Annotated in this window: 22 protein-coding genes; 11 read left to right on the top strand and 11 right to left on the bottom strand. The window is 66.5% G+C overall.

Annotated elements, in window-relative coordinates:
• Positions 1–21 precede the first annotated feature (21 nt).
• The 3 genes from ASE91_RS06560 to ASE91_RS06550 all read left to right on the top strand — a co-directional run bounded on the left by ASE91_RS06560 (position 22) and on the right by ASE91_RS06550 (position 3,626).
• Positions 22–1,413 (top strand): glutamate ligase domain-containing protein, encoded by a 1,392-nt coding sequence (locus tag ASE91_RS06560; RefSeq protein ID WP_056624056.1) that lies wholly within the window; start codon positions 22–24, stop codon positions 1,411–1,413.
• A 448-nt stretch (positions 1,414–1,861) separates the two neighbouring features.
• Positions 1,862–3,211, top strand: a complete 1,350-nt coding sequence (locus tag ASE91_RS06555; RefSeq protein WP_056002419.1) for an MFS transporter — start codon at positions 1,862–1,864, stop codon at positions 3,209–3,211.
• Between the two features lie 76 nt (positions 3,212–3,287).
• Positions 3,288–3,626: a DUF3060 domain-containing protein gene (locus ASE91_RS06550; protein ID WP_056002422.1), complete on the top strand. Its 339-nt coding sequence runs from the start codon at positions 3,288–3,290 to the stop codon at positions 3,624–3,626.
• A gap of 88 nt (positions 3,627–3,714) precedes the next feature.
• Here ASE91_RS06550 and ASE91_RS06545 read toward each other — a convergent pair whose 3' ends face one another.
• Positions 3,715–4,650: an ROK family protein gene (locus tag ASE91_RS06545; RefSeq protein WP_235530362.1), complete on the bottom strand. Its 936-nt coding sequence runs from the start codon at positions 4,648–4,650 to the stop codon at positions 3,715–3,717.
• Between the two features lie 206 nt (positions 4,651–4,856).
• Here ASE91_RS06545 and ASE91_RS06540 point away from each other — a divergent pair, with 206 nt between their 5' ends.
• Entirely contained in the window at positions 4,857–5,246 is a 390-nt protein-coding gene (locus tag ASE91_RS06540; protein ID WP_056624053.1) for a hypothetical protein, read from the top strand.
• Positions 5,247–5,255: 9 nt separating this feature from the next.
• Here ASE91_RS06540 and ASE91_RS06535 read toward each other — a convergent pair whose 3' ends face one another.
• Positions 5,256–6,452 carry an ROK family transcriptional regulator gene (locus ASE91_RS06535; RefSeq protein ID WP_056624050.1) on the bottom strand — a complete coding sequence of 399 codons (1,197 nt, stop codon included), beginning with the start codon at positions 6,450–6,452 and terminating at the stop codon, positions 5,256–5,258.
• Between the two features lie 224 nt (positions 6,453–6,676).
• On the opposite strand from ASE91_RS06535, the gene ASE91_RS06530 reads away from it, so the two are divergent.
• From ASE91_RS06530 to ASE91_RS06515, 4 genes are all read left to right on the top strand, one after another.
• The gene (locus ASE91_RS06530; RefSeq protein WP_082453854.1) at positions 6,677–9,187 is read left to right on the top strand and encodes a glycoside hydrolase family 3 protein; all 2,511 of its coding nucleotides are present in this window, start codon (positions 6,677–6,679) and stop codon (positions 9,185–9,187) included.
• 218 nt (positions 9,188–9,405) lie between these two features.
• Positions 9,406–10,905 (top strand): carboxylesterase/lipase family protein, encoded by a 1,500-nt coding sequence (locus ASE91_RS06525; RefSeq protein WP_235530361.1) that lies wholly within the window; start codon positions 9,406–9,408, stop codon positions 10,903–10,905.
• The gene (locus ASE91_RS06520) at positions 10,902–11,636 is read left to right on the top strand and encodes a GDSL-type esterase/lipase family protein (RefSeq protein ID WP_056624044.1); all 735 of its coding nucleotides are present in this window, start codon (positions 10,902–10,904) and stop codon (positions 11,634–11,636) included. The genes ASE91_RS06525 and ASE91_RS06520 overlap by 4 nt, the downstream gene beginning before the upstream one ends.
• 125 nt (positions 11,637–11,761) lie before the next feature.
• Positions 11,762–12,094, top strand: coding sequence for a hypothetical protein (locus tag ASE91_RS06515; protein ID WP_056002442.1), 333 nt, complete (start codon positions 11,762–11,764; stop codon positions 12,092–12,094).
• Between the two features lie 102 nt (positions 12,095–12,196).
• Here ASE91_RS06515 and ASE91_RS06510 read toward each other — a convergent pair whose 3' ends face one another.
• The 3 genes from ASE91_RS06510 to asd all read right to left on the bottom strand — a co-directional run bounded on the left by ASE91_RS06510 (position 12,197) and on the right by asd (position 16,012).
• Complete coding sequence (locus ASE91_RS06510; protein ID WP_056624042.1) at positions 12,197–13,084, bottom strand: ROK family protein; 888 nt, start codon at positions 13,082–13,084, stop codon at positions 12,197–12,199.
• A gap of 2 nt (positions 13,085–13,086) precedes the next feature.
• A complete protein-coding gene (locus ASE91_RS06505) occupies positions 13,087–14,961 on the bottom strand; it encodes a M61 family metallopeptidase (protein ID WP_056624038.1) in 1,875 nt (624 codons plus the stop codon).
• 130 nt (positions 14,962–15,091) lie between these two features.
• Entirely contained in the window at positions 15,092–16,012 is a 921-nt protein-coding gene (gene asd / locus ASE91_RS06500; RefSeq protein WP_235530360.1) for an archaetidylserine decarboxylase, read from the bottom strand.
• A 35-nt stretch (positions 16,013–16,047) separates the two neighbouring features.
• Between asd and ASE91_RS06495 the strand changes: the two genes are divergently transcribed.
• Positions 16,048–17,700, top strand: a complete 1,653-nt coding sequence (locus tag ASE91_RS06495) for an aminotransferase class III-fold pyridoxal phosphate-dependent enzyme (protein WP_056624032.1) — start codon at positions 16,048–16,050, stop codon at positions 17,698–17,700.
• Between the two features lie 21 nt (positions 17,701–17,721).
• Here ASE91_RS06495 and ASE91_RS06490 read toward each other — a convergent pair whose 3' ends face one another.
• The 5 genes from ASE91_RS06490 to ASE91_RS06470 form a co-directional block, all read right to left on the bottom strand.
• Entirely contained in the window at positions 17,722–17,916 is a 195-nt protein-coding gene (locus ASE91_RS06490; protein WP_056002454.1) for a hypothetical protein, read from the bottom strand.
• An 18-nt stretch (positions 17,917–17,934) separates the two neighbouring features.
• The gene (locus ASE91_RS20510) at positions 17,935–18,405 is read right to left on the bottom strand and encodes a hypothetical protein (RefSeq protein ID WP_235530359.1); all 471 of its coding nucleotides are present in this window, start codon (positions 18,403–18,405) and stop codon (positions 17,935–17,937) included.
• Positions 18,406–18,610: 205 nt separating this feature from the next.
• Complete coding sequence (locus ASE91_RS06480; protein ID WP_056624028.1) at positions 18,611–20,572, bottom strand: vanadium-dependent haloperoxidase; 1,962 nt, start codon at positions 20,570–20,572, stop codon at positions 18,611–18,613.
• Between the two features lie 627 nt (positions 20,573–21,199).
• The gene (locus tag ASE91_RS06475; protein WP_056501337.1) at positions 21,200–21,811 is read right to left on the bottom strand and encodes a hypothetical protein; all 612 of its coding nucleotides are present in this window, start codon (positions 21,809–21,811) and stop codon (positions 21,200–21,202) included.
• Between the two features lie 31 nt (positions 21,812–21,842).
• Complete coding sequence (locus ASE91_RS06470) at positions 21,843–22,529, bottom strand: class I SAM-dependent methyltransferase (protein ID WP_082449873.1); 687 nt, start codon at positions 22,527–22,529, stop codon at positions 21,843–21,845.
• Between the two features lie 266 nt (positions 22,530–22,795).
• Between ASE91_RS06470 and ASE91_RS06465 the strand changes: the two genes are divergently transcribed.
• The gene (locus ASE91_RS06465) at positions 22,796–23,668 is read left to right on the top strand and encodes a UDP-2,3-diacylglucosamine diphosphatase (protein ID WP_056624126.1); all 873 of its coding nucleotides are present in this window, start codon (positions 22,796–22,798) and stop codon (positions 23,666–23,668) included.
• Positions 23,665–24,720: a glycosyltransferase family 4 protein gene (locus ASE91_RS06460; RefSeq protein WP_056624025.1), complete on the top strand. Its 1,056-nt coding sequence runs from the start codon at positions 23,665–23,667 to the stop codon at positions 24,718–24,720. The genes ASE91_RS06465 and ASE91_RS06460 overlap by 4 nt, the downstream gene beginning before the upstream one ends.
• Before the next feature lie 92 nt (positions 24,721–24,812).
• Here ASE91_RS06460 and ASE91_RS06455 read toward each other — a convergent pair whose 3' ends face one another.
• The gene (locus ASE91_RS06455; protein ID WP_056002471.1) at positions 24,813–25,028 is read right to left on the bottom strand and encodes a hypothetical protein; all 216 of its coding nucleotides are present in this window, start codon (positions 25,026–25,028) and stop codon (positions 24,813–24,815) included.
• Positions 25,029–25,144 lie beyond the last annotated feature (116 nt).

Raw genomic sequence — 25,144 nt, 5'->3', positions numbered from 1 at the left:
CAAGGTCGATAGCCCCGCGCGATGCTGTACGGCAAATCCTTCTTCCTCGTCGGGATCGGCGGTTCGGGCATGTTGCCGCTCGCCATGATCCTTGCCGGGCGCGGCGCGACCGTGGCCGGATCGGACCGCTCGCTCGATCAGGCGAGCCTGCCCGCCAAGTTCGACGCGCTGCGCGCCGCCGGCATCGCGCTCTACCGCCAAGATGGCAGCGGAGTCGTGTCGGCCGACCAGATCGTCGTCGCGTCGGCCGCGATCGAGTCGACCGTCGCCGATATCGTCGCAGCGGACGCGGTCGGGGCCAAGCGGATGGGCCGCGCCGAACTGCTCGCCGACCTGTTCAATGCAGCACCGCTGTCGATCGGGATCGCGGGGACCAGCGGCAAGTCGACCGTCACCGGCATGATCGGCTATCTGCTCCACGCGCTCGGCCGCGATCCGACGGTCATGAACGGCGCGGTGATGAAGGATTTCGTGCGCTCCGACCGCCCCTTCGCCAGCGCGCTGGTCGGGCAGGGCGATGCGTTTGTCAGCGAAGTCGACGAGAGCGACGGATCGATCGCCTTCTACCGTCCGCAGGTCGCGGTGCTGAACAACGTCAGCCTCGACCACAAGACGCTGGAGGAACTGCGCGCGCTGTTCGGCGGGTTCGCCGACCGCGCGGGCCATGTCGTCGTCAATGTCGGCGATGGCGAGGCGGCGGCGCTGGCGGCGGCGGTCCCGGCGACCAGGCGCACGACCTTTTCGGTCGAGGGTGATGCCGATCTGGTCGCGCGCGCGCTGGTGCTCGAACCCTTTGCCAGCCGGTTCGAGCTGGTGGCGGATGGGGTGTTCCACGCCGTCCGCCTCGCGGTGCCGGGGCGGCACAATATCGCCAACGCGCTGGCCGCGATCGGCGCGGTCGTCGCCGCCGGGGTGCCGATCGCCGATGCGGTCGCGGCGATTGCCGGCTTCTCCGGGCTCAAGCGCCGCTTCGAGCTGGTCGGGACGGCGCGTGGCGTTGGCGTGATCGACGATTTCGGGCATAATCCCGACAAGATCTCCGCGACCATCGCCACGCTTCGCACCCAGCCGGGACGGTTGCTGCTGTTGTTCCAGCCGCATGGCTATGGTCCGCTCAAGGTCATGCGCCGCGAGCTGGTGACGATGTTCGCCGGCGCGCTGACCCCCGACGACCTGCTGGTGCTGCCCGATCCGGTCTATCGCGGCGGCACGGTCACGCGCGAGGTCACCAGCGTCGACATCGTCAACGATCTGAGCATACAGGGAGCGCCCGCCCGCCACATCCCCGACCGAGCGGCGGCGGCGGCGCATCTGGTGGCGCAGGCGCGCGAAGGCGACCGGATCGTGGTCATGGGCGCGCGCGACGACACGCTGTCCGAACTCGCGGCGCAGATGCTGGCGATGCTCGGGTAGCACTTCACCGTCACCCCGGATTTACTGGAGACCGCTGCGAAAGCCGCAAGCTTCGTCAAAAACTCGCCGTACCCCCGCACAGGCGGGGGTCCAGAGCCAAGCAGAACAACGGCTTGCGCTCGGAATCCTGGACCCCCGCCTGCGCGGGGGTACGGCAAGGGACAGGAATCAGTGGTTTCGCCGGGGTTTCGCGAAGGTCAGGGTCCAGTTGGCAAGCTGCGCGAGAACCTTCCCAACTGGACCCCGGCCTTCGCCGGGGTACGGCTCGGCTTGGCTCCGTTCGGGACTTTGGCAGGAGCCTGGCCCAAGTCCGGGGTGACGAGGGGAACGTGGTCCGGGACTGGCACATCGCGACCGTCCCCCTGCTTGACATTCCCCCCGCCCTCGGCGAGCGCTGTGAATATCATAAGCAAATAGTCGAATTAGTCCGACTAAGGGGAGCGCCGCTTTGGCTGACAAACAGGCGGGATCCGCCACCACCGGGCTGGCATTCGCCGCCGTCACCACCCTGTTTTTCGCCTGGGGCTTCATCACCTCGCTGATCGATCCGCTGGTCGCGGCGGTGAAGGGTATCTTTACGCTGACCGATTTCGAGGCGCAGCTGGCGGCATCGGCCTTTTTCCTCGCCTATGGCCTCATCTCGATGCCCGCCGCGATCCTGCTCGGCCGGTTGAAGGCGGTTCCCTCGATCCTGTTCGCGCTGGTGACGATGGTCGTCGGCTGCCTGACGATGCTGGTCGCGGCGAACCTCGCCGTATTCCCGCTGGTCCTGCTCGGCCTGTTCATTCTCGCCGCCGGCATCACCGTGTTGCAGGTCGCGGCCAACCCGCTGGCCGCCGCGCTGGGCGACCCGAAGCTCAGCCATTTCCGCCTGACGCTCAGCCAGACGTTCAATTCGTTCGGCACGTTCCTCGGGCCGCTGCTCGGGGCCAGCCTGTTCCTCGACGGGGTCGAGGTGAAGGACGGCACGGTGTTGACGCAAGCGGTGCGCGCCGGCGCGTTGGCTGGGATCGACCGCGCCTATTTCTGGATCGCCGGACTGATCGCGGCGCTGGCGGTGTTCTTCTTCCTCAGCCGCAAGGTCGTGTCGGCCGCCGTGCCCGAAACCCCGGCCGATACGCCGTCGCCCGCCGCGCTGCTGCGCGATGCGTTTTCGTCGCGCTGGGCACTGCTGGGGGCAAGCGCGATCTTCCTGTATGTCGGTGCCGAAGTCGCGATCGGTACGCAGATGGCGCTCTTCCTGAACGCCGACACTGTATGGGGCGCGTCGAACGCGCCGTTCGGCGTGCCGCTGCTGGGCTTTGCGATGGGCAGCGACGGGGTGCCCGGCGTGTCGTTGCAGGAAGCGGGCAAGGCCGTCGCCTTCTACTGGGGTGGCGCGATGGTCGGTCGCGCGATCGGATCGGTGCTGCTGTCGAAGGTGAAGGCGTGGAAGCTGATGGCGCTGTTCACCGCCATTGCCGTCGGCATGTGCTGCTATGTCGCGGCGGTCGGCGGGGTGACCGCCGGGTTCGTCGCGCTGTCGATGGGCCTGTTCAACTCGATCATGTTCCCGGTCATCTTCACCCTGACCCTCGAACGCTCGACCGCCAGCGAAGCAGCGACATCGGGGCTGTTGTGCACCGCGATCTTCGGCGGGGCGGTGATCCCGCCGGTCGTCGGTCTGGTGTCGGGCGCGGTCGGCCATGGTCCGGCGTTCCTCGTGCCCGCGCTGTGCTATGCCGCGCTGTGCGGCTTCGCCATCGCCGCCGGCCGCACCGCGACGCGCAATATCGCTTCGGCGAAGAGCCTGCACTGATCGGCGCAGCGGCGGCTTGGTATCGGGCCGTCGCTTCGACTAGGCTCGCTGGACAGAACCGAACGGGAGAGACCAGATGACCGTCGTCCAAGCCACGCTGATCCTGTCCGCGCTCGTGCTGCCGGCATCGTTGTCGGCACAGGCGCGCTACGAAGGGGCCGGCGCGACGCAGGAACTCGACTGCGACGGCGGCACCGCGACCATCCAGGGGGCCGGCAACACCATCCGCGTGACCGGGCGCTGCTCGGCGCTGGTGATCGAGGGGGCGAGCAACCGCGTGCAGGCCGATCTGGCACCCAAGGGCAGCATCCGCATATCCGGCGCGAGCAACACGGTAACCTACCGCACCGCCGATGGCAGCAAGGCGCGGATCAACGTCGCCGGGGCCGGCAACCGGGTGTCGGTCGCGAAGTAAGCGGCGCTATGAAGCAGTTTCAAAACGCGCGTTCTTCGGGCCGGCACCGCACGGTAATGCGCCCTTCGACGCGTTTCCGAACGGACGCTTACGCCGCGACGCGGGCCTGCAACGCGTTCTGCGCCAGCGCGATCGATCCCAGCGGCCCTGCCTGATCGCCGAGCGCCGGTGCGACGACATAGTCGCGTTCCGGCAGCGGCAGATACCCGTTGATGCTGGCCCGCAGCGCCGGTTCGATCCGCGCCAGCAGGTGCGGCTGCTTGTTCATCACGCCGCCACCGATCGCGATCCGCCTCGGGCCGGTGGTGCACACCATCGCATGGCACATCGCCACGATCGACGCGGCGGCGCGGTCCCACACCGGATGGTCGGCCGACAGCGTCGACACATGGACATCGCCCAGCGCAGCCTTGATCCCCGTTCCCGACGCCAGCCCCTCGACGCAATCGTCATGAAACGGGCAGCCGCTGGGCAAGGTGTCGCCGGGCAGGCGTGGCGTGCGCAGATGGCCGATCTCGGCATGGCCGATGCCGCGCGTCGGCTGGCCATTGACCAGCAGCCCCACGCCGACGCCGGTGCCGATCGTCACATAGGCGAAGTCGTCCAGCCCCTGCGCACAGCCCCATCGCGTTTCGGCAAAGGCCGCGCCGTTGACGTCGGTATCGAACGCGCTGGGCACGTCGAACATCGCCGACAGCGTGCCGGCGACGTCGGTCATCGGCCAGTCGGGCTTGGTCGTGGCAAGGATATGGCCCCAGGTGGCCGAGGCGGGGTCGAGATCGACCGGGCCGAAGCTGGCAATGCCCAGGGCGGCGAAGCCGGTCGTGTCCCACCAACGCTGCAACACGGCGGCAATGGCGGGCAGGGTAACGTCGGGATGTTCGGTCGGGACCGTTTCCTGCGCCAATATCCGGTCTGGCCCGTATGCCAGCGTGCAGACGCATTTCGTGCCGCCCAGTTCGATCCCGGCGAAGGGCAACTCGCCCCGATCGCGCACCGCCAGTGAATCGATAACCATGTTCATCCCCGAAAACCCTGTCACAGGTAAACCCCGGCGTAACGTTGCAGGGATTCGGACGAAAGCGCAAATGAGAAAATCGGTTTGTTTAAGGTAATGGGGCAGGCCGTACCGTTACATCGTGGCACGCCGGATTTCGTATAAATTCCGCCGCCCGCTAACCGGGCGTCAAGGTCCGCCATGCCAAAACCGGGTCGAGAACGGAGTCGGCGATGCGGATCGATACGGTACAGGCGAAGGTGGGCGGCACGGTCGATGCCGGTGCCGGCGGACGGTTCGAACTCGCCTTCGCAGCGCAGTTCAAGGGCAATGCCGCGCAACCGGCGTCGATCGTGCCCCCGCCCGATATCCGTAATCTGACGCCGCGCGAAATGGCCGAGTACGGCTTCCGCCTGTTCGGTGACGGCGTGATCGACATTCACACGCTCCACCGGTTTCGGCGCGAACTGATCGCGACCGACGGTACGCCCGCCGCCGATACCAAAATGGATTTTGTCGACCAGGCCCGCCGGCGGCTGGCAAATCTCGATGCGGTGTTCGAACCGAAATCCTCGACCTCTTACCGCTCGCTACGTCGGCTCCTCGATTTCGCGAAGCCGTAAGGGCAGCGACTACCCGACCTCGTCCGCCTTCCACAGCGCCGTCGCGCTCGGCAACAGGAAATGGCTGAACGGCAGGATCGCCGCGCCCACCGCCGGCGCATCCTCGGCCAGCATCGCCCGGCGCACCGGGGCCAGTGCGGGGACGTTCGTCGCATCGACCCGCAACCGTTCGTTCAGCCGCTCGGCCAGCGTTTCGACATGCTGCCCCGGCAGCCGCCCGCCGACGAAGATCGCCGCCGGATTGATCAGGCAGTTGATCGCGATCAGCGGCTCGACCAGCCGGTCGACCGACGCATCGATCCAGTCATCCACCACCGCCAACAACGTGGCATCGTCGCCGCGCTCGCCCCGGATGTCGCCCAGCGTGAACCCCGCCCGCCGCAACGGATGCAACAGGCCCGACAGCGACACGCTATGCTGGATCTGGGTGCGCCCGCCCTTGCCGTCGCTCCCCATCAAAAAGCCGAGTTCGCCCGATCGCCCCTTGGCACCACGGAAATAGCTGCCATCGATCACCAGCCCGCCGCCGAGTGCCGCCGAGATCAGGACGTAGAAGAAGCTCGCCTGATGCTGGCCATGGCCCAACTGCAACTCGCCCATCGCCGCCGCCGCCGCGTCGTTTTCGACGAACACCGGCAAGTCGATCGGCGCGGCGAACAACGCGGCCATGTCGACCCTTTCCCATTCGGCATAGCTTGCCGGGCGGCCGGGCAGGTCGACGGTGCCGAGATCGTCGGGCCGCGCCACGCCGATGCCGACAATCCGATTGGCGTCGACCCCGGCTTCGGCGATCAACCCCTCCACCGCCGAGCGATAGAAACCGGCAACCTCGTCTGGCAGCGCGAAATCGACGTCGCGGGTGGCGCGCGCCAGCGTCTGTCCGGTAAAGTCGACCAGCACGATCGTCACATGATCGCGGTCGATGTTGATGCCGATCGCGTAGCAGGCGGCGGGATTGACCACCAGCTTGGTCGGCGGCTGCCCGCGCCCGCCGCGTCGCTGCCCCGCTTCGAGGATCAATCCTTCGCTCAGCAGCCGGCGGGTGATGTTGGCGATCGCGGGCGGGGTCAGCCCGGTGATGTTGGCCAGGTCGATCCGCGTCAGCGACCCCGACACCCGGATCGCATGCAGCGTGACCCGCTGGTTATGATCGGCGGCACGTTCGAGGTTGGTCCCCGACAGTCGAATCGGCGTACGATCGATCACGTCCGGACGTCCCGGGCGGCTACGGGGAATGGCAAACTTCGTCTCCCGGTCACGGCATCGCCGTTCGTTGTTTTGTGACAGCGTGGACCAGTGGACAGACCAGTTCAATTGTAAACCGTATTGTCGAAACGCCGGTCCGACGATTGACAACGTTGTCGGAATTGGCGAACGGGGCGGCAAAGGGATGCGCGCGGCCAGATCGCGGGCAAAGGGAGAGCGACGTAATGAAACCGGTTCCTCAATTTCTGTTGTGCACGATGCTCGCCGGGTTCGGCGGGGTGTTGCCTGCCGCCGCGCAGACTGTGCCGGCACCGGCCCCCGCCGCGACCGTGCATCCCGACATCTGGCCGCGCGCCAACTGGCCGTACAAGGTCGATCCGGCGCTGGAGAAGCGCATCGCCGACCTGCTGAAGAAGATGACGGTCGAGGAAAAGGTCGGACAGGTCGTGCAGGGCGATATCGCCAGCCTGACGCCCGCCGACGTGAAGCGGTATCATCTCGGCTCGGTGCTGAACGGCGGCAACTCCGCGCCGAACAACGACGAATTCGCGCCTGCCTCCGAATGGCTGAAGCTCGCCGACCGTTTCTACGAAGCCTCAGTCGACAAGAGCGACGGCGGCGTCGGCATTCCCGTCATCTGGGGCACCGATGCGGTGCATGGCCACAGCAATATCGTCGGCGCGACGCTGTTCCCGCACAATGTCGGTCTGGGCGCGATGCACGACCCGGCGCTGATGCGGAAGATCGCGCAGGCGACGGCGGCCGAAATCCGCGCGACCGGCATCGAATGGACCTTCGCACCGACGATCACCGTGCCGCAGGACCTGCGCTGGGGCCGCGCCTACGAAGGCTATTCGTCCGATCCGAAGCTGGTCGCCAGCTACGTCACGCAGTTCATCGAGGGGCTGCAGGGCGCACCCGGTTCGATCAATCAGCTCAAGGGGCCGTACGTCCTCGCCTCGACCAAGCATTTCCTTGCCGATGGCGGTACCTTTGGCGGGCAGGATCAGGGCGATGCCAGGATTCCCGAAACCACGCTGCGCGACATTCACGGCACGCCCTATGTCTCCGCGATCAACGCGGGCGTGCAGACGGTCATGGCCAGCTTCAGTAGCTGGAACGGCGAGAAGATCACCGGGCACAAGGGCCTGATGACCGATGTCCTCAAGAAGCGCATGGGCTTTGGCGGCTTCATCGTCAGCGACTGGAACGCACACGGTCAGGTCGCGGGCTGCACCAACGCGTCGTGCCCGCGCGCGATCAACGCCGGGCTCGACATGTATATGGCGCCCGACAGCTGGAAGCCGATCTGGGAAAACCTCGTCAAGCAGGTCAAGTCGGGCGAAGTGCCGATGGCGCGCCTCGACGACGCGGTATCGAACATCCTGCGCGTGAAGCTGCGCGCCGGCCTGTTCGATGCGGGCAAGCCGTCGTCGCGGCCGTTGTCGGGCAAGTTCGAGCTGCTCGGCAGTCCCGAACACCGTGCGGTCGCGCGCGAGGCAGTGGCGAAGTCGCTGGTTCTGCTCAAGAACAATGGTTCGCTGCTGCCGATCAAGGCGGGCGCGCGGGTGCTGGTCGCCGGTGACGGGGCGAACGACGTCGCGCGTCAGTCGGGCGGCTGGACGCTGACATGGCAGGGGACGGGGATCGATCCGAAATATTTCCCCGGTGCGACCACGATCTGGCAGGGGATCGATACGGCGGCAAAGGCGGCCGGTGGCTCGGCGACGCTGTCGGCCGATGGCAGCTTCTCGGGCAAGAAGCCCGATGCGGCGATCGTCGTGTTCGGCGAAACGCCCTATGCCGAGTTCCAGGGCGACATGAAGACGCTCCAGCTGCGCCCCGAACTGCGTGGCCCCATCGAGACGATGAAGAAGCTGAAGGCGCAGGGGATTCCCGTCGTCGCGCTGATGCTGACCGGCCGTCCGCTGTTCGTGAACGCCGCGATCAACGCCGCCGACGCCTTCGTCGTCGGCTGGCTGCCGGGATCGGAGGGCGCGGGCGTCGCCGACGTGCTGCTGCGCGGACAGGACGGCAAGGCGAAGCGCGATTTCTCGGGCACGCTGTCCTTCCCATGGCCCGCGACCGGCGATGCGACCGGGCCGACCCAGTTCCCGATCGGCTATGGCCTGACCGCCGCCAGCAAGACGGTGGTGCCGGCCTTCTCCGAAGACCCCAAGGTCGCCGAAGCCGATGCCGGTGACGTGTTCATGGACAAGGGGCTGCCCGCGACCGCATGGTCGCTGGAGGTCGGCGGTGCCGGCACCGGCGGCAACACCCGCATCACCACCGTGCCCGCGCAATCGGGCGCGGGCCGGGTCAAGGTTACCGCGACCGACCACGGCGTACAGGAAGGCGCGCGCCGATTCGAGATCGACGGCAGCGGCCCGGCACAGATCGTGCTGAGCACCCAGTCGCCGGTCGACCTGACGCGGCAGACCAATGGCGACGTGATGCTGGTATCGACGATGCGCGTCGACGCCGCCCCGACCATGCCGGTCACGCTGTCGCTGCGCAGCGGTCCCGGCGGCGGACAGGTCGCGCTCGGGCGGATGGAGAAGCTGCCGGTCGGCCAGTGGAAGACGCTGGGCGTCCCGCTCAAATGCTTCGGCGGCAATGTGAACATGGCCAAGGTCGATACGCCCTTCGCCCTGTCGACCGACGGCAAGCTGACGGTCAGCGTCGCGCGCGTGGCGCTGGGCACCACGGCCGACGTGACGGTGAGCTGCAAGTAAAATCCTCCCCGGCACGGGGAGGGGGACCATGCGCAGCATGGTGGAGGGGGGTGTCCGCATACGCAGCCGATCCGTATGCGACGCGCTCCTCTGCTATTTGTCATTCCCGCGCAGGCGGGAATCCATTGCCGCCAAGGTTTCTTGCTGATTCGCGACGTTGGCGCATATGGACTCCCGACTTCGCGGGAGCGACGAAAGCGGATAAAAGGGGCATGGCGATGAAGGCAATCTGGGCATCTCTACTGCTGGCCGCGACCACCCCGGCCATCGCCCAGGACGCCGCACCCGCTGCCGCCCCGATCCCTCCGCGCGTCTCGGTCTCGGGCGGCATCGTCGAGGGCAAGGCCGAAGCCGACCGCGTCCTCTTTCGCGGCATTCCCTTCGCCGCCCCGCCGCTGGGTGCAAACCGCTGGCGCGAACCGCAGCCGGTGGTCGAATGGACCGGCATCCGCACCACCACCGCGCCGTCGCCCGCCTGCCTCCAGAACGATTATGGCTGGAACCGCGCCGACCATGTCTTTGCGGCGGAGGATTGCCTGACGCTCGATGTCGGCACGCCGGCGCTGACCGGCAAGCGCCCGGTGATCGTGTGGATTCACGGTGGCAGCAACCGCGCCGGATCGGCGGGCGGCATGGCGCTGTCGGCGATCGGCAAGCGCGACGTGGTCGTCGTCGCGGTCCAGTACCGCCTCGGCATCTTCGGCTTCCTGCCGCACCGCGCGCTGGCAGCGGAAGCGAACGGGGCCAGCGGCAATTACGGGCTGATGGACCAGATCGCGGCGCTGCGCTGGGTCCGCGACAACATCGCCAAGTTCGGCGGCGATCCCGACAACGTCACCATCGCCGGTGAAAGCGCCGGATCGCAGGACGTGTCGCTGCTCCTCGCCTCGCCGCTCGCCCGCGGCCTGTTCGCGAAGGCGGCGATGGAATCGGGCGCGCCGGGCTTCGGCCTGCCATGGCGGCCGCTCAAGGAAGCGTTCCGCATCGGCGATCAGCTCGACGTGCTGCTGGGCACGCGCGGAACGGCGGCACTGCGCAGCGCCTCGCCTGCCGCGTTGCTCGCCGCCGATCTGAAACTGCACGATGCCAAGCTGACCGCCGACGATTATCTGTACCTGCGCTCCACGATCGACGGCGCGGTCCTGCCCGATACGCCCGACCGGCTGTTCGTCACCGCGCCCAAGCGTCCGGTCATCATCGGCAGCAACGTCCTCGAACTCGACCTGCCCGGCGACCGTCCGGCGCGCGACGGCTTTGTCGACCTGTCGTTCGGCACCAATGCGGAGGCCGCACGCACCTTCTACCGGCTCGACGAACCCGATCCCATGGCCCATCCGCGGCTAGGCACCCGTGACCAGCAGATCGCGACCGACGCCACCTTCCGCTGTCCGGCCGGCAACCTTGCCAACCTGCTCGCCGGGCGCAGCTGGCCGGTGTGGCGCTATGAATTCGACATGGCTGGCGATGGCGGTCCCGGCCGCACCTCGCATGCCGCAGAGATCGGCTATATTTTTGCCGACAAGCGCGTCGGGCCGGTGTCGATGCAGGATTACTGGCTGGCCTTCGCCGTCACTGGCGATCCCAATGGCGACGGCCGCCCGGCATGGCCGCGCACGACCAAGGGCAAGCCCGCCAATATCCTGTTCGACGCGCGCGGTGCCACGCCGCGCGATGGCGATATCCGCCCCGAAATCTGCCGTTTGCAAGGATCGCTATGACCCACGATCGTCGTTATTTCCTGAGCCTCGCCGCCGGGGCGGCGCTCCTTCCCGCCGCGGCAGCCTGCGCGCAGGAGGACAGCTATGAGGTCAAGCGCCAGCGCCAGTTGGCGATTGACTGGCCGTGGCTCGGCCGCTATGCCGCCGCCAATGCCGCGCTCGCCGCTTCGGGCAAGCCGACCGACATCGTGTTCATGGGCGATTCGATCACCGAAGGCTGGGCCGGCAAACGCCCCGAATTTTTCCGCGCCGGGCGAGTGGGCCGCGGGATCAGCGGGCAGACGACGCCGCAAATGGTCCTGCGAATGATGGCCGACGTGATCGCGCTGAAACCGAAGTTCGTCCACATCATGGCCGGCACCAACGACATCGCCGGCAATACCGGTCCGATGACGCCGCAGCAGACGCAGGACAATCTGGCGATGATGGTCATGCTCGCGCGGGCAGCGAAGATCGGCGTGTTGCTGGCCAGCGTGCCCCCGGCGGACGGCTTCCCGTGGCGTCCCGGTCTTGCCACCGTCGCGCCGATCCGCGCGCTCAACGCCTGGGCGAAAACCTATGCCGGGCAGGTCGGCGCGACCTTCGTCGATTATACGCCTGCACTCGCCACGCCGGGCGGCGCGATGAAGCCCGGCTTCGCCGACGACGGCGTCCACCCGACCCCGGCCGGCTATGCCGCGATGGAGGCGGTGCTGACCCCGGTCCTGCGCGCGAAGCGCCTGGCCGCCTGACAAGCTGAACGAACCCGCCTCTGCCGCGACAATCCGACACAATTTTAGTACCTTCGCGACAAACGCCTGCGACACGACGCCCCCATCTTCGGTTCAGCCCAAGGGGTTCGAACAGGAGAAAGTTCATGAAGAAGTTCGCACTGATGATCGCCGGCCTCGGCGTCGCGATGACCGCGCTGCCCGCCGCTGCCCAGCCATGGCAGTCGGTCAACCAGCGTCAGGCGCAGATCGAGCGCCGCATCGATCAGGGTATCCGGAGCGGTTCGCTCAGCCGGCGCGAGGCGGTGAACCTGCGCGGCGAATTCCGCCAGATCGCCCAGCTCGAACAGCGCTATCGCCGCTCGAACGGCCTGTCGATGCAGGAACGCCGCGACCTCGACCGTCGCTTCGACGCGCTGGCGTACAAGGTGCGGGTGGACAAGCACGACCGCAACGGCCGTCCGGGTCATCGGCGGTAAGGGACCGAAACTCCAACCGGTTCCCCGTGCAGGCGGGGAGCCGGTGCCACGCGACCCGACATTGCTTGACCCCCGCCCGTGCGGGGGAACGGTTACGCCAGCCTATCCAGCCGCTACGAATGCGCCGATCAGTCCCGCATCCTCGCCCAGCCGCCCCGGTACGACGATCGGCGCCGTCGCCGGGGTCAGCAGGTTCGCCCGCACCCGCCCGTCCAGTTCCGCGATCAGCGCGGTGGCATTGGCCAGCCCGCCGCCGACCGGCACGATCGTTGCCGACACGGCGTGCAACAGCATCGCCAGCGGCCCGCCGACCAGGTCGCACCAGTAATCGACCGTCGCCGCCGCCCGGCGCTCGCCGGCCTTGGCACCCTCCGTAATCGCGATACTGGCAGCCTCGACGCCGTGCAGAAAGCGATGCAACCGCTCCAGCCCACGCGCGCTGCCGATCGTATCGAGGCACCCGACAAGGCCACAGCCACAGGGAAACACCGGATTGGCCCCCGGCGCGATGCGGCTTTCGTGCACCACCTGCCCATGGCCCCATTCGCCGCCGATCCCGCCCGCGCCGCTCACGATCCGGCCGCGTTCGACCAGCCCGCCGCCGACCCCGGTGCCAAGGATGATGCCGAACACCCGGTCATGCCCGATCGCGACCCCGCGCGCCGCCTCGGCCAGCACGAACGCATCGGCGTCGTTCACAACCCGCACCGGCACCCCCAGCGCACGGGCCAGTTCGTCGGCCAGCACTTGCCCGTCGATACAGCGAATATTGGCGCTGGTGACGATGCCCGATAGGGGATCGACCAGCCCGGCGGTCGCGATCGACACCCGGTCGCCCTTCGTCACCGCCAGCGCATCGGCAAACACGGTGACGAACGCCGCCCAGTCGCCGACCGGCGTCGGCACCTTGCGTCGCCAGCCGATCGCCCCCGCATCGTCGAACGCGCCGATGTCGACGAACGACCCACCGACATCGGCGCAAAGCCGCATCGTTATTCCGCGCCCAGCCAGCTCTTGCGGAATGCCCGTTGCGTGCCCGTCAACGCCTGTCCGACCGTCTCGCCACGCACTACCTCCAGCGTCGGATCGGCCGCCGGGGTCAGCGTCGTGGTGCGTTCGGCCCCGAACCGGCGATAGCGCAGCTCGACCGGCGTGCCCGGCTTGATAGCCGCCAGCGCGGTGTTCCACGCAGCGCCGTTGCCGATCGCCTGCCCGCCGAGCGCGACGATGACGTCGCCCTGATCCAGCCCGGCGGCGAACAGCGGCGAATTCTGCGCGGGCGGGAAGGTCAGCGTCACGCCCTGCGCCTCCTCGCTCGCTGCCGTCCGTCCGATCCAGCCACGCGCGGGCGCGGCGGGCCGCAGCACCAGCCCCGCCTGCGCCAGCAGCGGTGCGAAGTCGGGCAGGCCGCTGCCATCGATCGACCGTGCGAAGAACGCGTCGGCAAAGCCCTGGTCCCCCGTCGTCGCGGCCAGCGCCGCGCGCAGATCGGCGGGCGTGTACGGCTTCTCGCCCTTGCCATGCCGCGCCCACAGCGTCCGCATGAAATCGTCGAGGCTCTTGCCCGCGAACCGCTGCCGCAGTTCGAGGTCGAGCGCCATGCCGATGATCGCGCCATAGGGATAATAGGACACGAAGATATTGGGATCGACCGGATCGATCGAGCGCGCGGCATCGACGAACGGCGCGCGCAGGCTCATCTCCTGCGGCGATGCGTTGATCCGCGCTGCGATCCGCGCCGGATTGTTGACGATGCCGCTCAGCATCGGCCCCATCTCGCCCAGATACTCGTCGACGCTGGCAAGGCCCGCGCGCCGGATCGACAGCGGCCCGTAATAGCTGGTGAACCCCTCGGCCAGCCACAGCGACGGCGTCGGATTGGCGCGGGTGAAGTCGAACGGTTCCAGTTCGGCCGGGCGGATGCGCTCGACGTTCCAGCTATGGAAGAATTCATGCGCCAGCGTGCCGAGCTGGTCGTCCTTCGCCTCCGCCAGCGACTGCGCGTTCGTGATGATCGTCGAGTTGCGATGCTCCATCCCGTCGCCGACGATAGAAGGCCGGTAATCGGCGATGAAGGTATAGCGGCCGAAATCATAGGGAGCCGGCGCGCCGAAGATCGCGATCTGCTGCGCCACGACCTTCTTCGCCTTTTCGGTGAAGCGGTCCATGTCGGCGGCGCTGCCGTCATGGTGGAGCGCAAGGCGATAGGTCTTGCCGCCCTCCTGCCATTCGCGGACCATATGGTCCGACAGCTCGGTCGGGCTGTCCATGAAATATTGCAGGTTCGGCGCCCAATAGGTGCCGGGCGCGTCGCTCTCCGGCAACTGCGTCGCGACCTTCCATGTGGGGTCCGGGCTCTGGAAGCGGACGCGGATCGGCTGCGCGTCATAGCCGGACGCCCACAGGAAGGTGGCGGGCATGTTTAGATGCGCGTGGCTCGTATCGATCTGCGCATAGGTGCCGTCGCCGTGATCGGCGAACAAGGTGTAGGTGACGACGACCGTGCCGTCATGCCCAGCGACGCTCCAGCCATAGGGATCGCTCCGCGTCAGTTTCAGCGGCCGCCCGGCGCCGTCGGTCGCGGTCACGTCATAGACGTTCTTGGCGAATTCATGGATCGCATAGCGCCCCGGCGACGACCGCGACATCTGGACCCGCAGGGGGCCGGCGGGTACCCCGGTCCATGTCGCGGTGATCCGCGCGCGGTGATGCTCGACCTGCGGAAACGAAACGTCGTAGCGCACCTTCGCCGCCGTGCCGGGATCGCGCTGGCCGGGGGCAGGGGCCGGATGCACCGGCGCACTCTGAGCCAGCGCGGGCAGCGCGATTGACGAAACAAGCAAGGCAGCAAACAGCGAACGGACCATGGAGGCTCCCCGGAAAGACAGTCGCCGTCTTCTAGGCCGGGAGGGGTGGAACGGTCCACGCCTTCTTCTCCCCTCGCTGGTCGGGAAAGGCAGTTAAGCCGCCGACGTTCCGGTCGATCGTTGATCCGCCCTAGATGTCCTCGATCACCACCCGATCGAACAACACGTCCCCCGCGCGCACTCGGTCGCCGGTCGCCACCCCCGCCGCCGTCACGAACGGCGCGGGCGTCAGCATCACGATCGTCGAGCCATGTTCGAACCAGCCCATCTCCTCCCCCTGCACGACCGGCGTCGCCAGCGTCGCGACCGGATCGGCCCGTTCGCGCAGCAGCTTGACGGTATCGAGGAAGGTCAGCCGGATCGCCGCGACCAGGATCGCAGCGACCGGCACCAGCAGCACCGGCGTCCCGTCGTCCAGCCGCAGCCGCACCGTCGCGCGTTCGTTGCGACAATACAGCCGGTCGACGCGATTGAGCGCGGGCGGATTGACGTTGAAACAGTCGCCGGGAAAGTAGCGCACCCGTTCGACCACCGCATCCTGTGGCGCATGGAAGCGGTGATACATCCCCGCCGTCAGCCGCAGCGTCACGAAACTGCCGCCGATATACGCCTCTCCCTCGCCGCCGGTCAGCTCACTGATAGAATAGCGCCGCCCCTTGGCCTGAATGATGCTGTCACCGTCGATCCGGCCACTGGCGACGATGATCCCGTCCGACGGTGAAGACAATTGATGCGCCGGCGCGCGGAACGTCCGCGCCCCCGGCCGCAGCCGCCGGATGAACGCGGCGTGCAGCGACGGCCACCGCGCCTCCGCCGCATCGGACAGGTCGACATCGCAAAAGATTCGCCACACCGCGATCAGGCTGCGCGCGACCAGCGGCTGCTCCACCTTGCTCAACCACCCCATCGCCCGCGTGGCGCTGCGTCGCGGCAGCCAGTTGGTCAGCGCGTAATTGACCGATTCGATGTCGGTCAGCTTCGCAATGGCGCGCGACAGCGCGGAATTCACGGGCGTGGGCGGGGCGGGGCGGATATCGTCCATGGCCGTCATCAATATTTCCCCATCGGGTCATATTCGCGACAGTCATGTCGCCACTCGCCATCGTGCTCGCCGCCGGTACCGCCGGTCTCGTCGCTACCAAGGGCCGCGCCCGCCTCGCGCTCAGCCGTGCCAAACACGGCTCGCTGACCGGCCATGTCCGCTGGGGACAGCGGATCGCGAGGGCGATCGCCTTCTACGACTATGACGACGACCGCTTCTTCGCCGCCGACGATGCCCCGGCTGAGATCGCCGCCCGCCGCCGCGCCGGCTTCGACCGCCTGTCCGCGCTTTACGAAACCCGATTCGCGAAGACGGTCGCCGCGACCAGGGAATTGCGCGAAGGGCTGTCCGACCTGCAATTCACCGGCCGCTACCGCGTACCGTTCCAGTTCAGCCGGCTGGTCGGCGAACGCCTCGCCACCGGAGCCTTCTACCAATCGTCGTCGGGTGTCACCGCCACCGACCTCGACGGCAATGTCTTCTACGACCTTGCCGGCTCCTACGGCGTCAACCTGTTCGGGCACGATTTCTACAAGGACTGCATTGCGGAAGGGACCGCGCGCGTCGCCGATCTGGGGCCGGTGCTCGGCACCTATCACCCGGTCATCGCCGGCAATGTCGCCCGGCTGCGCTCGATCAGCGGCATGGACGAGGTGTCGTTCCACATGTCGGGCACCGAAGCCGTCATGCAGGCGGTACGCCTCGCCCGCTACCACACCGGCCGTCGCCGTGTGGTCCGCTTCGCCGGGGCCTATCATGGCTGGTGGGGTGATGTGCAGCCGGGCATCGGCAACCCGACCCCGGCCGACAACACGCTGACCCTGTCCGAAATGTCCGACCGGACGCTGCACGTGCTGGCGACGCGCAAGGATATCGCCTGCGTGCTGGTCAACCCCCTACAGGCGATGCACCCTAACAAGGGCGCGCCGTCCGACGGGACGCTGATCGACAGCAGTCGCTCGGCGCATCTCGATCGCGCCGCCTATCGCGACTGGCTGGTGGGCTTGCGGGAAGTTTGTACCGAAGCCGGCATCGTCCTGATCTTCGACGAAGTCTTCATGGGCTTCCGGCTGGCAAAGGGCGGCATGGCCGAGGCGTTCGGGGTGCAGCCCGACATGGTCACCTATGGCAAGACGCTGGGCGGTGGCCTGCCGGTCGGCGTCGTCTGCGGTCGGGCCGATCTGATGAAGCGCTTCCGTCCCGAACAGCCCGCCGACATCTGCTTCGCGCGCGGCACGTTCAACGCGCATCCTTATGTGATGGGGGCGATGGACGTGTTCCTCGAACGCCTCGATTCACCCGAGGTGCGGGCGATGTACGCGAACGTCGACGCCCGCTGGGACGCGCGCATCGACCAGTTCAACGCCGCGATGGCACAGGCCGACCTGCCGGTCCGTGCCACCGGCATGCAGACGGTCTGGACGATCGGCTACACCGTGCCGTCGCGCTACAACTGGATGTTGCAATATTACTGCCGTGCCGAAGGGCTGGCGCTCAGCTGGGTCGGCACCGGTCGCCTGATCTTCAGCCTGAATTACGACGATGCGGCGTTTGCCGAGGTCGTCGCGCGCTTCGTACAGGCGGCACAGGCGTGTCAGGCCGATGGCTGGTGGTGGAGCACCCCCGGCACGACCAACAAGATGTTGCGGCGGCAGGTGCTGAAGGAAACCCTGTCGCGGCGGCTGGGTCGGGGATAGGCATCCCCGACCCGTCCCGGCCTATTGGCGACGCTGCGCCATTGCCGCCTGCAACGCGTCGATGATCGCCCGGTTGGCCACCGGTCCCGACAGATCCTGCGCCAGCGTGGTAAAGCCCTCGCGGCGCAGTGCCTGTCGGATATGATTCACCGAAATATAGTCGCCGGTAGCGGCCAGTTCGATTGCCCGCGTCAACGCCGGCGTTTCGCGAGCCACGCGCTGTCGCCCGTCTGCTCAGCCGTTCCGCACCCACGGCGTTCGCACGACGGCACCGGTAATGACCTTCTTGCCGAACGCCTTGCGCATCTTGTCGGCACCTTCGCCGTTCCGCAGCACGACATGCGTGCCCCCCGAATGCAGCGTCTCGATGGCACTGATCAATGCGTCGTGCTTGCGGCACAACGCCACCACATCGGCCTGAGCGATGCTGACATTCATCGCGCGCGATGTCGTGGTCGGGGTCGAAGCGCCCCGGCGCCAATCGTCCTGCATGCAGATCCATTCATATTTCGAGCATGCGGACCAGCCGGGCCACGCGGGAAAGTTTAGCCAGCCGGCGCCGGTAGCAGGGTCGTTCGGTCGATACCGGGCGAACCAGATCGTATATGGGGTGCCGGCGGCGGCAAACCAGAGGGGTTTGGGGCTTTCTGCTGTCCTGAGGCTTTCGGGCCGCCAGATGCCACGGGAAGCGGACGGAACGTGCATGCGGCTCGAAGATGCCGCTAAGGTCCGATCAAACAGTCCATTGCGGCGTGAGCGATGCGGACGAACGACTGGTGGTGAAGCGCGCCCGGCCCTACCGACAAGCCGTTGCGGCGGCAGGTGTCGAAGGAAACGCTATCGCGACGGCTCTTGTCGAGGATAAGGCAGCGGTGGCACCCCGAAGGGATGCCGCCGTCATCGGTCGCAATTATCGCGCCGATTGGGTAGTGCTGGTGTTGGTCGCCTTGATGGCGATCTGTTCGCCCTGCAACGCCGCTGCGATCGCTTTCAGGGGTTGCGTCATGGTCGCGTCTCCGTCGGTGGCTGCCATCTGCGCCACCCTGGGGTCGACCAGCCCCGAGGCAAAAATGTCGTTGGCGATACCGAGGCCAAGCGGAACGCCGCCAACTGCCGATTCCTTGGCCGGAATGTTGGCCGGAGTGTTGGCCGGATCGTAGACGTTGTCGTAATCGATGTCGCCGGGATCGTGATATACTGGCACCTTGTCCGCCGTGGCGACGGTCTTGACCGCGTTGGCGGAGCCGAAAGCATCGAAATTCCAGTGCACGCCCAGCCAGATGCGACTGAACGCATTCTCGAAGATCGCATGCCACAGCGATGTGAATCGCCGGACGACGCGCGTACGGACCAGTCCCGGTTGATCGGCCAGCGGCTGGTCACCGCGATACCCCTGATACAGGTCGCGACTGATTCCGTTCATCTCGTCGGACACTAACGAGAAGCCGATCTGGTCGCACTTGCCGGGTTCCGCATCGCGATAGAATAACCGCAGCATCTGGAAACACGCAGCGCCGAACGTGGCATGGCCCGATGGATAGGCAGGGAAGGGCGGCTTGAACGTGATCCGGTTCGTGTTCGTCTCCGGTGCGCCGAACGCCACCCAGAACGGGTCTGCATTGGACGCGATGTGGTTGGAGCCACCTGCTACGTTCGCGGCAGGGCCGCTTGCCATGTCGTGTTCGCGGATGCCGCTCAATGGGCGCCATAGCTGGAACTTGTACTTCTCCCGCCAAGCGAACTTGCCGGCATCGGCCATCGCCGCATTGCACAGCGCGAAGATGCGGACGAATTCGGCATGTTGGTCCAGAACGTTCGCCGGGATCGGCGTCGCCGGGTTAGTGGGGCCGGCGATACCGGTGTTCTTTTTATTCCACGCCACGACCCGGATGACCTGATTGTATAGCCGCGGCGGCGTGCCGATCAGATTGGCCCCATCATAGGCCCAGAACAGCGCCGCCAACGTCTGGTCGGGTGTCCGCTGGGTCAGCGGTGAGTTTGGCTGCCCACCCGCCCGGTATACTTCGAACAGGCTGTCGTCATAGACCGTCGAGGCCTGCGGCCCACCATGCCAGACCGGCGGCGGTGCGAGCGCATGCAGCGCATCGTCGCTGACCGCGAACGTGGCTACGGTCGTGCCGTAAAACGGGCCATGGTAGATGCGAACCGGTTTGTCGCCGAATTCCGGATGATCGCGGTCGATCGGGTCGCGACGCACCGGATTGCTCGGTTCGTCGCGAAACGCGTAACGCGCCTGCATTGGCTCGAACCGGCCTTGATCGGCACCCGGTTCGCCCGGTTTCACTGCCAGCCGTGCGAGGATCAGGTTCGCGACATACTCTCCGAAGCCATGGGCTGCCGATAGCACGTTGATTGGCGCTTGATAGTCGGCCACCAGTTGCGACAGCGTGCTGGTCAGCGTTTGATGCGCGACCGCCGAGATGCCAGGGCCGCGGGAGCCGTAAAGCCGATCGAGGACAGCGATCGCGGCACCCGTCAGCGCTTCGTTGGCGTCCGGCAGCGTTTTCGCGACGCCGTTAATCTTGCCAAGCAACATCTGTGCTGCCGGTGACGCCCCGGGCGGTGGGGGCAATGGTTGGCGCAACTCGGCCAGATAAGGTTCGTACAAGGAACCCGTCCCGGCGGGCAAAGCCCCCGTTCCAAATTTCAGCGTCGCGAAAAACGCATCGTGCATCGCCATATGAAGCAGGCCGATCGCTCGCGAACTCATCGTCGGACCGGTTTGTGGCCCCCCGAGCGAATGCGTCACGCGGTTCATCTCCAGCGCGACATGGTTCCAGTAGAAGACGGGAAATGCGTTCTTATGTTCGAAATCGGGTTCGTCGTGCGACACATCGGGCAGTTGCAGCATGGAATCCTCTCCTGTTCTTTACAGTAGGCTACGGTACCCGCGCCAGTCGAAAGCCGGGACGGGTTAAGCAGACAAGGTCAAGGATTCGCGAATCGACAAGATATGTGTATCATAACACGACATAATTAAACGCATAATTTGAAGTATACGATCGGTCTTAATGTAGAAAAGGTGCTAATATGCAATTCGTAAGTAAATTGCACCCGATGTACTGCAAATGTAGTATCCGGAACTATATCCCAATGGTAACGAAACAGTCCAGACGACAGAAGCACGATCGCGCGCGGTATATGGTGGTGGTCGATCCCGGCGCTGTCCTACAGCATAGCTACCTGTCATGGTTGCTACCGCTCTTTCTCAGCGTCGGCCCCATGCGAACGCAAAGCGACCGGTCCGCCTGTGTGGCAAACCGGTCGCGAGTGTGACGTTTGTGACCTTTGGTGGAAAACAGCTGTGTTTTCAGGCCCCGCCACGGGCAAAGCCAGCGTCGAGGGCGATCGTGCACCCGGCACGATCTGCGGACTGCGGGGCAGTCCGCACCTCGACGCTCGTCGGACGGCGCTTTTCGCGCCGCCGGCCGGGGGCGCCTTGAGGCGTGGCGTAGCTTCGCTACGCCTTGCCCGGCGCTTAGTGGCGCGCCGCTTCCTGCAAATCGGTGTCGATCCGCGCGCCCTTCAACAACTGCACCGGCGCCTTGCGATACAGGATGAAGTCGTTGAAGGGATCGGTCACGATCTTCGTCGCCCACACCAGCCCGGTCATCACGTCGCGCTGCACGAACAGCTGCACCACCCGGAACAGCAACCCGCCGACCGCGAACGCCAGCCACAGCAGCGCCAGATGCCGCAGGAACCCGACGAACCCGACATGCGGTTCAAAGATGCCGAAAAAGGTCGGATCGATCAGCAGCGGGATCGGCGTCGCCGCCCACAGGCCCATGAACACGACCTTGCGGAACAGGTTATATCCGACCTTGATCTCTTCCTTGTGTTCGTGTGTCGCCTGATTCTGATGGTCGTAGGTCTTGGGTTCGAAGAAGAAATGCCCCGATTGCCGCGCGGTCATCGCCACCAGCCAGCCGAGCAGGCTGGCGACCGCCGGATCGATCCACACCACGACATAGGCGATCAGGAACGTCGTCGCGCTGACGAAATGCAGCGCCTGGTTGATGATGCTGTGATGGTAATAGCGATGATCGTCCCACCGCTGTTCCTTCAGCGCTTCCTTGAATCCGGACATCGAATAAGCCTTTGATCAAAAGGGTTTGGGTTCAGGCGGTCGCGGCGTGCGCGGGCGTCGGGTGGTTGTCCTGCACGCCCGCCGCGCGCCGGAAGCAGACCAGCGAGAAATGGCCGAGCGGGGGGAGCGGGCGGCGCTCGATCAGCTCCGCCTGCGGGTTGCGCGCCGCCCAGTCGCCATAGATCGACCACGGGAAATCGGTGCGCCAGCCAAGCCGGCTGGTGATCGGCATCAGCACCCGCTCGATCTTCGCGCGCATCCCCGCCTCCGCACCCAGCCGGGTCGCGATCACGATCATGCCGCCGGGCCGCACCACGCGCAGGAATTCGCTCAGTGCGCGGTCGGGATGCGGCACTGCCGACACGACATATTGCGCGACGACCACGTCGAACGACGCATCGGCGAAGTCCAGCGCCTCGGCATCGCCGATCGCGATCCGTTCGACATGGTTCAGCTTCAGCCGGCGAACCCGGTCGCGGGCCTTGTCGAGCATCTGGTCGGCGATATCGATGCCGGTGATCCGGCTGTCGGCGCGGTAATGCGGCAGCGAGATGCCGGTGCCGACGCCGACCTCAAGGATGCGGCCGCCGACCGTTTCGGCGGCATCGATCGCGGCACGACGCCCGCGCTTGAACACCGGACCGAAGACCAGATCGTAGATCGGTGCCCAGCGATCATAGGCGGTCGCCACGCCGAGGCGGTTCAGTTCCTGAGCCAATCCGAGAGTTTCCTTGTCCAGTGCCGCACCGGGCTTGTCTGGCCCGATAAGATGACGTGCGTCGATGACACGCCAATGTCGCCGACGTGTCAGCAAGGTTTCAGTTTGATGGAACTCGCCGTCACACGCGCGAAATACAATTGTCGCGCGGCATCGCTACAGCGACGTCATCGCAGGGACGCAAGTCCCGTCCACTGGCGTGGAGAAGTACGATGACGACGGCATTTGTATCCCGGACCAATCGACAGAATTCATCGGCCGCGACCGTGAAGTCCCTCGCGCGAAAGATTCCCGACTGGATCAACGACCCGCAAAGCTATCGTGCCGAGGGTGCGAAAAAGTCCTATCGCACCGTCTTCATCTCCGACGTCCATCTCGGCACGCCGGGATGCAGCGCGACGCAACTGGTCGACTTCCTCCATTCGTTCGAATGCGAGACGCTGTATCTGGTCGGCGACATCGTCGATGGCTGGCAGATCCGGCGCGGCTGGTACTGGCCGTCAAGCCATAACGACGTGATCCGATCGATCCTGAAGTTCGCGCGGCGCGGCACCCGCGTCATCTACATCCCCGGCAACCATGACGAGGCGTTTCGCGACTATACCGGTCTCGAATTCGGCGGCGTCGAAATGGTCGAAGAGGATATCCACGAAACCGCCGATGGCCGCCGCCTGCTGGTGCTGCACGGCGACAAGTTCGACGGCGTGGTGCTCTATGCCAAATGGCTCGCCTTTCTCGGCGACCATGCCTACACCGCGCTGCTCAAGGCCAACAGCGTCTGGAACTTCGCACGGCGCAAGCTGGGGCTCCCCTATTGGTCGCTGTCGGCCTATGCCAAGCACCGGGTTAAGAACGCGGTCAACTTCATCGGCCGGTTCGAGGAAACCGTGGCGCACGCCGCCGCCGAACATGGCGTCGACGGCGTGGTCTGCGGCCATATCCACACCGCCGAAATCCGCCAGATCGGCGATATCATGTATTATAACGACGGCGACTGGGTGGAGAGCTGCACCGCGCTGGTCGAGGATCACCAGGGGGCGCTGTCGCTGATCGACTGGCGTGCCGAGACGTGGGAACGCGAACTGGCCAGGTCGAACGGCAAGGCCGTTGATGCCGGCCGGGCGGTCGCCACCGCGTGAGGATCGCCATCGTCAGCGATGCGTGGAGCCCGCAGGTCAATGGTGTCGTCCGCACGCTGCAAACGACGATCTCTCGCCTGCAACATCGCGGCCATGTGGTCGAAACCTTCACCCCCGACGGTTTCGCCACCCGGCCATGCCCCGGCTATCCCGAAATCCGGCTGGCGTTCGGCTGTGGTTCCGAACTCGGCCGGCGGATGGCTGCCTTCCACCCCGACGCGATCCATATCGCGACCGAGGGGCCGCTCGGCTGGGCGGCGCGGCGCTGGTGTCGGGGGCGGGGCGCGCGCTTCACCACCTCGTTCCACACCAATTTCGCCGACTATCTGGCGATGCGCACGCACCTGCCCGCCGGACTGTTCTGGCCGTTCCTGCGCCGCTTCCATGCCGCCGCCAGCGGGGTGATGACCGCGACCGCGCGTGTCGCCGGCGCGCTCCACGACCACGGCATCGCCCATACCCGGCGCTGGTCGCGCGGGGTCGACCTGTCGCTGTTCAAGCCCGATGGCGCGCAGCTCGACGTGGCGACGCTACCGCGCCCGATCCTGCTCCATGTCGGGCGCATCGCCATCGAAAAGAATATCGAGGCGTTCCTCGCGCTCGATACGCCGGGCGCCAAGCTGCTGGTGGGCGACGGCCCGGCGCGCGCCGATCTGGAGCGCCGCTATCCGCTGGCGCAATTCGTTGGGGTGAAGCAGGGCGCGGCGCTCGCCGCTGCCTATCGCGCTGCCGATGTGCTGGTCTTTCCCAGCCGCACCGACACGTTCGGCCTCGTCATGATCGAGGCGCTGGCCTGCGGCACGCCGGTTGCCGCCTATCCGGTGCCGGGGCCACTCGACGTGATCGGGCTGGACGGCACGGGCGGCGGCAGCGGACGCGTCGGCGCGCTCGACGCCGATCTGGCAGCGGCGGTCGAACAGGCGATCATTGCTGACCGCGACGCCTGCGTCCGTGTCGGCACCGGCTATTGCTGGTCGCACTGCACCGACCAGTTCGTCGGCAATTTGGTCGATGCCGGCCTGACGACAGATGGTGCGGCGGTGGCTGCGTAGCGAAGAGCGTTCCTCCGCACCGGGTTCCCGGCCGCACCCGTCACCCCTGATCGCCGACGAACCGCTTGGGTCCGGGGTGACGAACGGCCGGTTCAGCCCCGTGCGCCGGCGATCATCTTCGCGGCTATATGCCGCACGGCCCCGTCATTCTTGTCGCCGCCCGGGCTCGGGTCGCCCAGCTTGTCGAGGCTGGCCTCCAGCGAATCGAGCAGGCCGGGATGCTGTTCCTCGACATAGCGCATCGTCCAGAACAGCAGATGCTCGACCGCGATCTCGCGGTGGCGGGTTTCGGTGATCGCGTCGGGCATGGGAATTCCTTTCGGGGCGTCCAATGCCCGGACGCGGGCGGGCGTTCCCTTCGGTACGCCCGATCCGGCCTTGGAGTCCGTTTGGAAACTCGCGGAAGGGCGAGTTTCAAGGCGGT

This window comes from Sphingomonas sp. Leaf62 (assembly GCF_001421915.1).
In the GTDB taxonomy this organism is placed as follows: Bacteria; Pseudomonadota; Alphaproteobacteria; order Sphingomonadales; family Sphingomonadaceae; genus Sphingomonas.
The sequence above is the reverse complement of the archived record's forward strand: the minus strand, read 5'-3'. Positions and strand labels throughout refer to the sequence as shown.